The 15090-nt window shown below is 74.2% G+C and carries 3 protein-coding genes; all 3 read right to left on the reverse strand.

The window, feature by feature from the left end; all coding sequences use genetic code 11:
- Positions 1-159: 159 nt before the first annotated feature.
- The 3 genes from AC07A4_RS07705 to AC07A4_RS07715 all read right to left on the reverse strand — a co-directional run bounded on the left by AC07A4_RS07705 (position 160) and on the right by AC07A4_RS07715 (position 15063).
- Positions 160-1677 carry an MFS transporter gene (locus tag AC07A4_RS07705; protein ID WP_478594460.1) on the reverse strand — a complete coding sequence of 506 codons (1518 nt, stop codon included), beginning with the start codon at positions 1675-1677 and terminating at the stop codon, positions 160-162.
- Positions 1678-1747: 70 nt separating this feature from the next.
- Positions 1748-4684 (reverse strand): aminotransferase class III-fold pyridoxal phosphate-dependent enzyme, encoded by a 2937-nt coding sequence (locus AC07A4_RS07710; RefSeq protein WP_478594463.1) that lies wholly within the window; start codon positions 4682-4684, stop codon positions 1748-1750.
- Complete coding sequence (locus AC07A4_RS07715; protein WP_478594465.1) at positions 4681-15063, reverse strand: type I polyketide synthase; 10383 nt, start codon at positions 15061-15063, stop codon at positions 4681-4683. The genes AC07A4_RS07710 and AC07A4_RS07715 overlap by 4 nt, the downstream gene beginning before the upstream one ends.
- Between the last annotated feature and the right edge of the window lie 27 nt (positions 15064-15090).

The following is a 15090-nucleotide window of genomic DNA, read 5'->3' on the forward strand; positions in this document are numbered from 1 at the left end:
CGACCCCGATCGGGGAGGGCTCACCGCGCCACGTGTTGTGGTCAAGTCAATCCACTCGGGGACGCGCGGTCACAGCGCCGGGAATACGAAAACCGGCCGCCGCACTGGTCCTTGGAACCAAGGACCAGTGGGCGGCCGGATTCCCGGTGGAACCGGTCATCACATACCGGGTACGGGGGCCGCTCCACCGGCCTCGGCATCGGTTTCCGCCGACACCGATACGTACCGGTCGAAGAGCAGTCCGCAGATGACCGCGCCCGCGAGGAAGACCACCGCGCCCCAGAAGAACGCGGTCGTATAGCTCTCCACGGAGGCTTCCGCGGCGAGTTGCGGAGTCGGCGTCTTGCCCTCGACGAAGTTGTCGGCGGCGGTGATCGCCAGCGTGCTGAGCAGCGCGGTGCCGATCGAACCGCCCACCTGCTGCACGGTGTTGACCAGCGCCGACGCGGCTCCGGCGTCCTGCGGCTCGACGCCGACCGTGGCCACCGCGGCCCCCAGCGAGACCACGAGGCCGAACCCGATGCCGGCGATGAGGATGGGCGCGAGGATGCCCGCCGCGTACGAGCTGTCGACGGTGAGCCTGCTCATCCAGAACGATCCGACCGCGGCGAGGACGAGCCCCACCGGAATCAGCACCCGTGCCCCGAGTTTCGGTTCCAGGACCGGCGGAATGGTGGTCGCGCCGATCGCGATTCCGACGATCATCGGCAGGAACGCGAGACCGCTTTCGATCGCCGAGAAATCCAGGATCAACTGGAGGTAATAGGTGAGGAAGAGGAACTGGATGAACAGGCCGATGCCAAGCAGGAACATGCCCAGATACGCGCTGCCGCGATTGCGGTGCAGGACGATCCGCATGGGAAGGAGCGGAGTGCGCGTACGGAGTTCGAACAGCACGAAGGCGACCAGCAGGACGCCGCCCGCGAGGAGCAGCCCCCACACGTCGGCGCCGCCCCACTCGCCGTCGTCGGCGTTGGACAGGCCGTAGGCGAGGCAGAACAGACCGACCGACGCCGTCACCGTGCCGGGCAGGTCGAGCTTCTCCGGGCGGTGCTCCGCCTGCCGGTTCTGCATGGTGAGCACCGCGCCGACGAACACGGCCGCCGTGAAGATCACGTTGACGTACAGGCACCAGCGCCAGTCGAACCAGTCCGTCAGGGCGCCGCCGAGCAGCAGGCCGAGCGCGAGCCCGCCGCTGCCAAGGGCGCCGTAGACGCCGAAGGCCTTGACCCGTTCCTTGGGGTCGGTGAACACGGTCAGCAGGAACGACAGGGCCGCGGGCGCGACGAGCGCGGCGAACGCGCCCTGCAGCGCGCGCGCCGTCACCAGCATGCCGAAGGAGTTGGCCGCGCCGCCGAGCACCGACATCAGGCCGAACCCGACGATCGAGACCATCAGGGAGCGTTTGGCGCCGATGAGGTCGACCACGCGGCCGCCGAGCAGCAGCAGGCTGCCGAAGGCGAGCGCGTACGCGGTGACGACCCACTGCCGGTCCCCGTCGCTGAACCCGAGGTCGGCCTGGGCCGACGGCAGCGCGATGTTGACGACCGTGGTGTCGAGGAAGATCGTGAACTGCGCGACGCCGATCACCGCCAGGATTAACCAGCGCTTGGCGTAGTGCGGGTCGGACGCGGGCGCCGCCGCCACCCGCACCCCGGATTCTGCTGACTCTGACATTCCACTTACCCTTTGTCGATCAGGCCTGACCATCGGCCGATGGTCAGGCAGGCTGGCTTTCCGGTAGCCGTCAGATGGAAATCGCCTCGAACCCGTGCTGCTTGGCGAGGTCGACGATCGCGCTTACCCGCTCGAGAGTGATGACGTCACCGACGATCTCTCCGCCAGCTCCGGACAGCGCGAGAACAACTGTCTCCGCCACCCCTGCCAGCAATTCACCGGTGTTCAATGAGCCATTGAAGCCACGCGGCAGAATGCTATCTTCCGGCACCGAAAGAACGCCAGCCCTTATGTAAAGCAAATCATCGCGACCGGCGACAATGGCCGATTCCGTACCGGTGGTGAAGAAGGAAAGATCCGCGATGATCGCGTCTTCGGCGAGATGCTTCTCATCGAGCACGGGAACCGTGCTCGAATGCGCGGAGATCACCACCTGGGCGCCGCGCACCGCCAGCAGGTCGTCGGTCGCCACGACGTAGGGGCTGGTGCCGTGGGCCTCGGCGAGATGGGCGGCGATCGCCTCGCCGCTCGGCTCGTCGCCGGAGCGTCCATCGGCGAGCCAGCCGACGATGAGCGGCTCGGCCGCCAACCCCTCGTCGATGCCGGTCAGTACGGCGCCCGCCGCGATCCGCGCCCAGGCCTCCTGGTAGACGCGGTGCTCGGTGGCGGCGAGCCGCTCGGCCGAACCCGGGCGGCCGCTGCCCACCAGGATGACCTTGCTGACGAAGGGGGCGCACAGCGCGGCGAAGGCAGCGCCGACGCGGCCGCCGGCGCCGATCACCGCGAGCGTCAGCCCGTCGGGTCCCCCGACGCCGAAGCGTTCGGCGCCGAAGCGTTCGACGGCGGCGCTCTCGACAACGGACAGGGTCGCGCCGACCGCAAGCGTCCGGCCCGCGCTCAGCGCGACCCCGGGAACCCGGAGCCCGGCGCCGGGCCCGCCCGCCGCGCCGAGGCCGAAGCCGAGGCCGACGGTCCCGCAGCCGTCCGCCTTCGCCTCGCGCACCCGCCGGTCCAGGTCGATGCCGAGCAGGAAGGAGGAGAGTCCTGGCCCGGCGACCTGGGCCTCGCGCAGCTGCTCCTGGCTCACCAGGAGCGGGTAGACGGTGAGGTCCACCGCCGCGCCCTCGGGTGAGGAGAACCGGACGGGCGCGAACGCCGGGAGGTCCTTGAGCAGTTCGGACCGCCGGACGTAGGCGAGCAGGGCGGTGTCGTCCAGGGCGGCGAGCGAGGGGTCGATCTCCCGCAGCGCGTCCGGGGTCAGCGGATAGCCGACGAACCCGGCCTTGCGCACGGCCTGCGCGTCCGCCCCGTCCGCCCCGTCCGATGAAGCCGCCGCGTCCGCCGCGTCCGCCGAGTCCGTCGCGGCCGTCTCGTCCCCCGGTACCCGGAAGTCCTCGGTCTCGGCGCGCGGCGCCCGCTCGGCGCCGGTCAGCGGGTGGACCAGCGGCAGCGCGTCCTGGTGGCGCAGGATGCGGCAGACCTGGACGAGGCCGGTGCGCAGCTGCTCGATCTCCTCGTCGCTGATGTAGATCGACGGTTCGATGCGCAGCATGTTGGGCACGCTGGCCGTCGGCCCGGTGCGGATGTGGTGGGCCAGCTGCAGATAGCTGCCCAGCTGGAAGACGAGCAGGCCCGCACGCGCCTTCGCCCGGATGACCGGCGAGGAGGCCTGGCTCTGGTCGGTGAACTCCAGGCCGATGAGCAGCCCCCGGCCGCGCACGTCGAGGATGACGTCGGGGTAGTCGGCGGCCAGGTCGCGCAGCATGCCGAGGATGCGCTCGCCGCGCTCCAGGGCGCGGGCGTAGGCGGCGCCGTCCTCGGCTTCGAGGAGTTCAAGGGTGCGCAGGGCGAGGGCGGTGGAGAAGCCGTCCTTGGCGAAGGTCGAGCTGTGCACCAGCTCGAACTCGGCGCGGTAGCGCGACTGCCGGACCAGCAGGGCGGAGGTCTTGCCGATGCCGCCGCCGAGGGACTTGCCGAGTACGTAGTAGTCGCCGAGCAGGCCCATGTGGGAGCTGGCGAAGAACGCCCCGGTGCGGCCCATGCCGCTCTGGATCTCGTCGACGACGACGGGGCACAGGACCTCGTCGCAGATCTCCCGGACGCGGGCGGCGAACTCGGCGGTCAGCTCGTGGATGCCGCCCTCGCCCTGGATCGGCTCGACGATCAGTCCGGCGATCGCCGGGAAGTCCCGCTCGACGAGCGTGACGCGGCCGTCGACGACCTCGACGTCGATCGCGGTGACCCGCCGCTCGGCGACGGCGGCCTCGAACGCGGCCGCGTCGTTCGGCGGCACGAAGTGCACGGCGAGGCCGAGCGCGGCGAACGCGGTCCGGAACAGCGGGTTGTACGTGAACTGGGTGCTGCCGAGGAGCTTGCCGTGGAAGGCCCGCTCCAGGGCGAAGAACACCGGCGTGGTGCCCGCGAGCCCCAGGTTGTGCGCGGCGACCGCGCCGAGCAGCGCCCCGAACTCCTCGGCGTCGCCCGGCACCGGCACGTCGCCCGGCAGCGCGGAGGTGTCGTCCGGCAGCAGCGCCGCGCCCTCGGCGACCGCCTTCACCGCGACGTCGACGTTCCACTCGATCTGCTCGAAGAGGCTCTTCATCCGCAGGACGCGGTCGAACTCGCAGTGCTTGACCGCCGCCTCGACGGCCTCCGCGCCGCTGTTGGCGAACAGGACCGAGTAGGGCTCGGCGCCGGGGAACTCCCGGCCGATGATCCCGTTGAGGACCGCGCCGACCTGGTCGGCGAGGGGGTGCGCGGAGTGCTGCGAGTGCACCGGGAAGCCGCTGTCGAGGAGTTCCTTGGCGTGCGCCACGACCTCGGGGTGGTGGTGCCCGAGCATCAGCGAGCCCCAGCCGCCCACCAGGTCGAGCACCGGCACCTCGGCCCCGCTGTCGTCCCGGTAGTACAGGGAGTTCCTCTCCGCCCGTACGTACTCGATGTCGAGGCCGAAGGTGCCGAGCATGCCGGTCAGCAGTGCTTCGGCGTATCGGGTGGGTGCGTTCACCGTGTCTCCTGGTGGTCAGCGGTACGGGTGGCGGAAGCGCGGCCGAGTTCTCGGTCGATGAAGTCGAAGACCTCGTTCTCGCTGGCGGTCTCGATCGCGGCGGCCATGTCGCTCGCGCCGGTGCCGGGGACCGCGTCGGGCCGCGCGTCGGTCCAGGCCTTGTTCCAGCGGGAGAGGATGGCGGTCAGACGGGCGGCGACCTCGGGGTGCGCCGAGTCCTGGCCTTCGGAGTCGTCGACGGGGACGGCCATCAGGACGGCTTCCAGCTTGTCGAGTTCGGCGAGGGCGGAGCGGCGGCTGACGCCGTCGGTGAGGTCGAGCCGTTCGAGCAGGTGGTCCACGAGGACGCCGGGCGAGGCGTAGTCGAAGACCAGCGTGGTCGGCAGGGCGAGGCCGGTGCGCTCGCTCAGCCGGTTGCGGAACTGCACGGCGGACAGCGAGTCGAAGCCGGAGTCCCGGAAGGACACCTCCCACTGGAGGTTCTCCGGCGCCGCGTGGCCGAGCACTCCGGCCGCCTCGGCGCGCACCAGGTCGCGCAGTTCGGCCTCGGCCTCGGCGCGGGTCAGGTCCGCGAACCGGTGTCCTGGCAGGTCGGCGCTCGCCCTGCGGCGCTCGCCGCGCGGGACGAGGCCGCGCAGCACGGCGGGCACGCTCGCGGCGTCGCGGCGCAGGGCGGCCAGGTCGAGCGGCGCGGGCGCGACGACGGGCTGCCCGGTGGCGAGGGCCGCGTCGAACAGCGCGCACGCCTCGTCCCCGGCGATCACCCGCAAGCCCGGCTGCCCGCCTTCGACCATCCGGCCCCAGGCGAGCGACACCGCGGGCAGCCCCGCGGCGGCGCGGTGCGTGGCCAGCGCGTCCAAGTACGCGTTGGCAGCGGCGAAGTTGGCCTGCCCGGGGCTGCCGAGCACGCCGACGACCGAGGAGAACAGGACGAACAGCGCGGGCGGCGCGGCCTCGGTCAGCTCGTGCAGATGCCGGGCGCCGTCCACCTTGGGCCGAAGCACGGCGGCGACGCGCTCGGGGGTCAGCGCCGTGAACACCCCGTCGTCCAGGACGTTCTCGGTGTGCACGACCCCGGTCAGCGGATGCGCGGCGGGGACGTCGGCGAGCAGCGCGCGCACGGCTTCCCGGTCGGCCAGGTCGCAGGGCGCGACCGTGACGGACGTGCCGAGCTCGGTCAGCTCGTCCCGCAGCGCGGCCGGTGTGGGCGCCGTGTGCGGGTGGACGAGCAGCAGGTGCTCCGCTTGGTACGCGGTGACCAGGTGCCGGGCGAAGAGCGCGCCGAGCTCGCTGTCGGCGCCGGTGACGAGGACGGTGCCGTCGGCCTGCGGCACGGGCGGCTGCCCGGCCCGCCCGGTGGACGGCGCGAGCCGTGGCACGAGCACGCGCCCGGCGCGCAGGGCCAGTTGGGGTTCGCCGGTCTGGGCGATCAGGGGCAGCAGGCCGGCCGACGCCGCGTCGTCGTCGAGGTCGGCCAGGACGATCCGGTCGGGGTGCTCGGACTGGGCGGAGCGCAGCAGGCCCCACACCGCGGCGCCCGCCGGGTCGGGGACGTCGTCCTCGGCGTCGACGGCCATCGCTCCCCTGGTCACCACGACCAGGCGCTGGTCGGGCAGGTCGTCGTGGGCCAGCCAGGCCCTGGCCACGTCGAGGGCGCGCTCCACGGCCCGGTGCGCCGCCGCGACCTGGTCGCCGTCGGCGTCGGGCGCCGACGCCTCGTACAGGAGGACGTCCCACGGCGTGAAGGACTCCGCCGCCTCCTCGACGTCGCCGAAGCGCAGCGGCGCCACGGCGGCAAGGCCGCCGCTGTCGCCGGAGGCGCTGCCACCGGAGCCGCTGTCGTCGCTGAGCAGCGCGAGCAGGCTGTCCGGCTCGCCGCCGTCCGGGTCGGCCGGATCGGCGGGTTCGACGGGTGTCCACCGCAGGGTGAACAGGCCGCCCGTGCCGGGTGTTTCGGGTGCCGCGTCGTCCCTGTGCGTCAGGCGCGCGGGGAGCAGCCGCACCGAGTCGGCCACCAGGACGGGCAGGCCGGACTCGTCGGCGGCCTCCACGCGGAAGGCGTCGGGCCCGGCGGGGGCCAGGCGCACCCGCAGGGCGGTCGCCTCGGTGGCGTGCAGGGTGACGCCCTCCCAGGCGAGCGGCAGTACGGCGGTGCCGTCGGGCCCGGCTTCGGGTCCGCCGGTCAGGAGGGGGTGCAGCGCGGCCTCCAGGAGGGCCGGGTGGATGCCGAACCGTTCGGCGCCGGGGCCCGCGCGCTCGGGCAGCCGGACCTCGGCGAACACCTCGTCACCCCGGCGCCGCACCGACTCCAGGCCCTGGAACACGGGCCCGTACTGGTAACCGGCGTCGGCGAGGTCCTCGTATCCCCAGGCCACGGTCCTGGCGCCGGTCGGCGGCCACGCGACGGGCTCGGTGCCGGGCTGCTCCCCCGCGGGGGCGAGCACGCCGGTGGCGTGGCAGGTCCACTCCACGGGCGTGCCGTCCGGGGCGGCGGGCGCGGTGTAGACGCCCACGGTCCGCCGTCCCGCCTCGCCCGGGGCGCCGGTCACGACCTGGGTGCGCAGGGCGCCCTGTGCGGGCAGGACGAGCGGTTCGGTGACGGTGAGTTCCGCGAGGACGGGGCAGCCGCTCAGGTCGCCCGCCCGGATCGCCAGGTCCACCAGGGCGGAGCCGGGCAGGACCGGCACTCCGGCGACGGCGTGGTCGGCGAGCCAGGGGTGCGCGGTGAGCGACAGGTCACCGGTGAACACCAGCTCGTCCCGGCCCGCGACCGCGACGGCCGTGCCGAGCAGGGCGTGTCCGCCGGGTGCCGCCGCGGCGCCCTTGGCGTCGGCGGTCGCGGCGGGCCAGTACCGCTCGCGCTGGAAGGGGTAGGTGGGCAGGGTGGTGCGGCGGGCTCCGGTTCCGGTGAACACGGCCGCCCAGTCGACGGCGGCCCCGGCCACGAACAGCTCGCCCACGGCGTCGAGCACGCCGTGGAGACCGGACCCGTCCTTGGGGAGCAGGAGCGCCGCGCCCGCGAGCACCTGCTCGGGGCCCGACTCCACGAACCGGGTCACGCGCCGCTCACCGAGCCACCGCTCGACGGCCTCGGCCCCTTCGGTGCCCGCGCGGCCGAGCGGCCCTTCGGGGTCGAGCGTCTCGCCGGTGCGCAGCGAGAGGACGGGGACCGTCGGTTCGCCGTACGTCACCGGGGACGGTTCCCCGGTCGCGAGGAGGCGGGCGGCGTCGGCCGCCGGGATGGCCCCGGCGACGTACGCGGCGGCGAGCTCGCCGACGCCGGTCCCGGCGAGGCCGCCGAAGGTGACGCCCCAGGACTCGACCAGGCGGAACAGGGCCACCTCGGCGGCGAACAGCAGGGCGTCCGCCCCTGGTTCGCCTTGCTCACCGAGTACGGCGAGGGTCTCGTCGTACGCCGTGGCGTACACCGGCAGCGTCTCGTACAGCTCGCGGACCGGTCCTTCGGCGGACTGTCCCGTGAACAGGTACGCGGTCCTGCCGTCCCCGGCGGCGGGCGCGTCGCCCTGGGCGATGGCCCGCAGCCCGGCGCGTGCCTGGGGGCCGCCGTCGGTGACGAGCACCGCGCGGTGGTCGAACACCGCGCGGGCGGTCAGCGAGAACCCGATGTCGAGCGCGTCCGGCGCGGCGTCGGTGCCCAGGTGGTCCAGGAGGCGGGCGGCCTGTGCGCGCAGCGCGGCGGGCGACTTGGCCGTCAGGACCCACGGCGCCACCGGCAGCGGTGTCGCGGGCCGCGCCGGGTCGTGTGCCGGGTCGCGGGCCGGGTCCTCGGGGGCCTGTTCCAGGATGACGTGGGCGTTGGTGCCGCTGAGCGCGAACGCGGACACCGCGCTCCGGCGCGGCCGGTCGAGCTCCGGCCAGGGGCGGGCCTCGGTGAGGAGCCGCACCGCGCCCGAGGACCAGTCGACCTCGGACGTCGGCTCGTCCACGTGCAGGGTCCTCGGCAGCAGGCCGTGCCGCATGGCCATGACGGCCTTGATGAGGCCGCCCGCGCCCGCGGCGTGCTGGGCGTGCCCGATGTTCGACTTCACCGACCCCAGCCACACGGGGTGGTCTTCCGGCCGGTCCCTGCCGTACGTCGCCATGAGGGCCTGCGCCTCGATGGGGTCGCCGAGCCGGGTGCCGGTGCCGTGCGCCTCCACCAGGTCCACTTCGGCGGGCGCGACACCGGCGTTGGCCAGGGCCTGCCGGATGACGCGCTGCTGGGAGGGGCCGTTGGGGGCGGTCAGGCCGTTGGAGGCGCCGTCGGAGTTGACGGCGCTGCCCCGGATGACGGCGAGCACCTGGTGCCCGTTGCGCCGGGCCTCGGAGAGGCGCTCCAGGACGAACAGGCCCACGCCCTCCGACCAGCCGGTGCCGTCGGCGGACTCGGCGAACGCCTTGGACCTGCCGTCGGGCGACAGGGTGCGCTGGCGCGAGAACTCGATGAAGCCGATGGGCTGGGCCATCACGGTGGCGCCGCCCGCGAGGGCGAGGCCGCACTCCCCTGAGCGCAGCGCGTTCGCGGCGAGGTGCACGGCCACGAGCACCGAGGAGCACGCCGTGTCGATGGACATCGTCGGGCCTTCGAGGCCGAGGGAGTAGGCGACGCGGCCGGAGCCGAAGGACGTGGTGGAGCCGGTCAGGAGGTAGCCCTCGGTGCCTTCCTCGGCCGCCCCGGCGCCCGACCCGTACTCCTGCGCGGTCAGGCCGGTGTAGACGCCCGTGTCGCTGCCCCGCAGCGACAGCGGGTCGATGCCGCCGCTCTCCAGGGCCTCCCAGGAGGTCTCCAGGAGGAGCCGCTGCTGGGGGTCCATGGCGAGGGCCTCGCGGGGCGAGATGCCGAAGAAGCCCGCGTCGAAGCCCGCGGCGTCGTCGAGGAATCCGCCGGTCCGGGTGGAGGACGTGCCGGGGTGGTCGGGGTCGGGGTGCCAGAGCCGGTCGAGGTCCCAGCCCCGGTCGGTGGGCATGTCGGTGATCGCGTCGACCTCGTCGGCGACGAGCCGCCACAGCTCCTCGGGGGTGCTGGCGCCGCCGGGGAAGCGGCAGGCCATGCCCACGATCGCGATGGGTTCGTTGGCGGTGCCGGAGCCGGGCACCGCCGCGGCGACGGCGGCGGCCGGGGCCGCCAGGTCGCCGCTCAGCTCGGCGAGGAGCTGTCCGGCGAGCGCGGACACCGTCGGGTAGTCGAACACCACGCCGGGCGAGAGCCGCAGGCCGGTGGCCGCGGTGAGCCGGTTGCGGAGTTCGACGGCGGTCAGCGAGTCGAAGCCGAGCTCCCGGAACGGCAGGGTCTCGCTGACGCGTTCGCCCGCGCCGAACTGGAGCACCGTGGCGACCTCGGCCCGCACCAGATCGGTGATCCGCTCGTGCCGCTCGTGCTCGGGCAGCGCGGCGAGCGTGCCCGCGAGGGACTTCGGGTCGCCCGTGCCCCGCTGGACGACGCGGCGCCCGGGGCGTCCCGCGAGGCCGCGCAGCATCGGCGGCACCGGGGCCGCGGTGCCGCGCAGCGCGCGGAGGTCGAGGCGCGCGGGCAGGGCCACCGGGCGGTTCGCGGCGAGGGCCCGGTCGAAGAGGGCGAGCCCGGCTTCCGGGGCGAGGGCCCGCAGCCCGGTGTTCCGCAGCTGCTCGGTGCCGTCGGCGGTGAGCGCGCCCTGCATGCCGCCCTCGGCGGACCACAGGCCCCAGCCGAGGGCGAGGGCGGGCAGGCCGTGGGCGCGGCGGTGCTGGGCGAGGGCGTCGAGGAACTGGTTGGCGGCCGCGTAGTTGGCCTGTCCGGCGTTGCCCAGGGTGCCCGCGAGGGAGGAGAAGAGAACGAACAGCGCGAGCGGCCGTTCCCGGGTGAGTTCGTGCAGGTTCCAGGCCGCGTCGACCTTGGGCCGCAGCACGGCCGACACCCGCTCCGCCGTCAAGGCGGTGACGATGCCGTCGTCAATCACACCAGCGGTGTGGACGACACCCGTCAGCGGATGCTCCCCCGCCACCGACTCAAGGACCGCCGCAAGCGCGGCGCGGTCCGCCGCGTCACACGCCTCGACGCGCACCTGCGCGCCCAGCGCGGAGAGCTCGTCCACCAGCTCCGCCGCCCCGGGGGCCGCGGGCCCGCGCCGACTCGTCAGCACCAGCTGCCGCACCCCGTACTCCACCACCAAGTGCCGTGCGAACAAGCCGCCCAGCGCACCCGTGCCGCCCGTCACCAGGACCGTGCCGTCCGGATCGAGCTCCGGTGCGGGGGCGTCGGTGGCGGGGCTCGCGGTCAGGCGCGGCACGCTCACCGTGCCGCCGCGCACGACGACCTGGTCGTGGCCCGCCGCGAGGACCGCGGGCAGGGCCGTGAGCGAGGCCGGGTCGTCGTCGACGTCCGCGAGGACGATCCGGTCGGGGTGCTCGGCCTGCGCGGAGCGCAGCAGGCCCCACACCGCGGCGCCCACCAGGTCCGGTGCGGCGGCGTCGGTGGCGGTGGTCATCGCGCCCCGGGTCAGGACGAGCAGGCGGCCCGCGAGGAACCGGTCGTCGGTCAGCCACTGTTGTACGAGTGCGAGGGTCTCGGCGGTCGCGGTGTGCACCGGGGCGACGGCCTCGCCGCCCGGGCCGCCGGTGGGGACGTGGACGACCACGTCGGCGCCCGCCGCGTCCGCGAGGCTCTGGCAGGGGTCGGCCGCGAGCGTCCCGGCGACGGCCGGGGCGGGCTCGCCGAGCAGGGCCCAGCGCCCTGACTGCCCGGCGGGGGCCACCTCGACGCCGGTCCAGTCGACTCCGTACAGCGAGCCCGCCGTCTCGTCGCGGGCGGGCGCCGTGCCGGCCGCCAGGGGGCGGGCCTCCACGGACCGCACCTCGGCGACCGGGCGGCCCGTCTCGTCGGCGAGCTGCACCAGGCAGGAGGTCGCGCTCGCGGTCTCGCCGGTGATGACGACGCGTACCCGCAGCGCGGACGCGCCGGTGGCGTAGAGGCTGATGCCGTTCCACACGAACGGCAGGAGCAGGGTGAAGTCCTCGCCCGCGTCGGCGATCGCGGCGACGACGCGCGGGTGGATGGCCGCGTCGAACAGGGCGGGGTGGATGCCGAACCGGGCGGTGTCCGCGCCGTCGGGCAGCGCGACGTCGGCGAAGAACTCGGCGCCCTGGGCGCTGTCGCGGCGCCACAGCGTGCGCAGGCCGCGGAACAGCGGGCCGTAGACGTAGCCGTTCTCGGCGAGCCGCTCGTAGAACCCGGCGGTCTCCATGGGCTCGGCGTCCGCCGGCGGCCACTGGCTCAGCTCGAAGTCCGGCTCGGGGGCCGACGCGGCGAGCAGTCCGGTGGCGTGGCAGGTCCAGTCGTCGTCGGTCTCCCGGCAGGAGTGGATCTCGAACGACCGGTGCCCGGTGTCCTTGGGCGCGCCCACCACCAGCTGGACGCGCACTCCGCCCGTCGGGGGGATGACCAGCGGCGCGGTGACCACCATCTCGGCCACGCCCGCGCACCCGGTCTCGTCCCCGGCGCGGATCGCCATGTCGAGCAGGGCGGTGCCCGGCACCAGCGCCCGACCGCCCAGTTCGTGCTCGGTGAGCCAGGCGTGCGTCTGTGCCGAGAGGCGTCCGGTGAACACGACCTCGTCACCACCGGCGACGCGGACCACCGCGTCGAGCAGCGGGTGGCTCGCGGCCACCTGACCCGCCGAGACGACGTCACCGGACGCGGCGGGCGTCAGCCAGTACCGCTGGTGCTGGAAGGCGTACGTGGGCAGGTCGACCAGAGCCGCGCCGGTCCCGGCGAAGACCCGCGCCCACTCCACCGCGTGCCCGGCGGCGTACACCTGCGCCAACGCCGCGACGGCCGTGCGCACTTGGGGCTGGCCGCGGCGCTGTGACGCCACGAACGACGCCTCGACGATCTGCGGTCCCATGGACGTCAGGACGCCTTCGGGGCCGATCTCCAGGAACCGGGTGGCGCCTTGCTCCCGCAGCCGGGTCACGTGGTCCGCGAACCGCACGGCCTCACGGATGTGGTCGACCCAGTACCGGGCCGAGCACACCTCCTCGGCGCTCGCGGCCAGGGGAATCACCGGCTCGTGGAAGGTGACGGCCTCCACGACCGCCGCGAACTCCTCCAACACCGGGTCCATCAGCGGGGAGTGGAAGGCGTGGCTGACCGTGAGCCGGTTGGTCTTGGCGCCGCGCTCGCGCAGGGTTTCCGCGACAGCGGTGACCGCTTCTTCCGCCCCGGACAGCACGACCGAGGCCGGCCCGTTGACGGCCGCGACACCGGCCCGTTCCTCCTGCCCCTGGAGCAGCTCCCGCACGTCGGCCTCGGTGGCCTGGACAGCGATCATCGCCCCACCGGCGGGCAGCGCCTGCATCAGCCGACCTCGTGCGGCGACGACCCGGCACGCGTCGGCGAGCGTCCACACCCCCGCCACGTGCGCGGCGGCCAGCTCGCCGATGGAGTGCCCGGTCACGAAGTCCGGCACCACGCCCCAGGACTCCACCAGACGGAACAACGCCACCTCGTACGCGAACAGCGCGGGCTGCGTCCACCCCGTCTCGTCCAGCCCCGCGCCACCGAACACCACGTCCTTCAACGACCCCGGCAGGAGGCCGTCGAAGTGGGCGCAGATCTCGTCGAACGCGGTGGCGAAGGCCGGGAACGCCTCGTACAGCTCACGCCCCATGCCCGCCCGTTGCGCGCCCTGGCCGGTGAACAGGAACGCCGTGCCGCCCTCGTCGGCGACGCCCGTCGTCACGCCCGGAGCGGACTCGCCCCGCGCGAGGGCCCGCAGGCCCGCCGCGAGGTCGTCGCTGCCGGAGGCCACCACGACCGCGCGGTGCTCGAACGTCGACCGGGACGCCGCCGACAGGCCGACGTCCAGCGGGGACGCACCGCCCTCCACCACGGAAAGCAGCCGCTGTGCCTGCGCCCGCAGCGCCTCCGGAGACCTGGCCGACACCGCCACCGGCACGACGGGCAGGGCCTGTTCGGGGGTCTCCTCCGTCTCCTCCGTCGCTTCCTCTGCCTCCGGGGCCTGTTCGAGGACGACGTGGGCGTTGGTGCCGCTGATCCCGAACGAGGACACCGCGGCCCGGCGCGGGCGGCCGGTCTCGGGCCACGGCCGGGTCTCGGTCACCAGCTCCACGGTCCCGGCCGACCAGTCGACGGCGGGCGTCGGCTCGTCCACGTACAGCGTCTTCGGGACCTGCCCGTGCCGCATCGCCATGACCAGCTTGATGACACCGGCGACCCCGGCCGCGGCCTGCGTGTGCCCGATGTTCGACTTCAACGAGCCGAGCAGCAGCGGGTGGTCGTCCGATCCCGCCGTACGCGCCTGCCCGTACGTCGCGATCAGCGCCTGCGCCTCGATGGGGTCGCCCAGGCGCGTGCCCGTGCCGTGGCCCTCCACCACGTCGACCTCGGCGGGCGACAGGCCCGCGCCCGCGAGGGCCTGGCGGATGACGCGCTGCTGGGAGGGGCCGTTCGGGGCGGTCAGGCCGTTGGAGGCGCCGTCCTGGTTGACGGCGCTGCCGCGGATCACGGCGTGGACGGGAAGGCCGCGCTCGCGCGCCACGGAGAGCCGGGCGAGGACGAGCACTCCGGCGCCCTCGGAGAAGCCGGTGCCGTCGGCGGCCGCGGCGAACGCCTTGCAGTGGCCGTCGGGGGCGAGGCCGCGCTGCCGGGAGAACTCCACGAACACGCTGGGCCCCGACATGACGGTGGCGCCGCCCGCGAGCGCGATGTCGCACTCCCCGCCGCGCAGCGCCTGCTCCGCGAGGTGGATCGACACCAGCGACGACGAGCACGCCGTGTCCAGGGTCACCGCGGGGCCCACCAGGCCGAGGACGTAAGCGATCCGGCCCGAGGCGACGCTCGTGGTGCCGCCGGTGAGCACGAAGCCCTCCACCTCGGGGTTCTCCCCCGGGCGCGGCATGTACTCCTGCGGGATCACGCCGACGAACACGCCGCCCGAACTGCCCCGCAGCGACTGCGGGTCGATGCGGGCGTTCTCCAAGGCCTCCCAGGAGGTTTCGAGCAGGAGCCGCTGCTGCGGGTCCATGGCCAGGGCCTCGCGCGGGGAGATCCCGAAGAACTCGGCGTCGAACCCGGCGGCGTCGTCGACGAAGCCGCCCCGCGTGACGTACGTGGTGCCGGGCGCGGCCGGGTCGGGGTCCGCGAGGCGGTCCAGGTCCCAGCCCCGGTCGGCCGGGAAGTCCACCAGGGCGTCCCGGCCGTCGCGCAGCAGTTCCCACAGCTCTTCGGGGCTGCCGGAGCCGCCCGGGAAGCGGGCGGCCATGCCGACGATCGCGATCGGCTCGCGCGCGGCGGCCTCGGCGTCGTGCAACGCGCGCCGGGCCCGCTGCAGGTCCGTCGTGACCCGCCTCAGATACTCTCGAAGCTTCTGCTCGTTGGGCATCCCGAGCAGCCCCCTTCCGTTCGCACA

Source organism: Streptomyces sp. NPDC043996 (genome assembly GCF_056435225.1).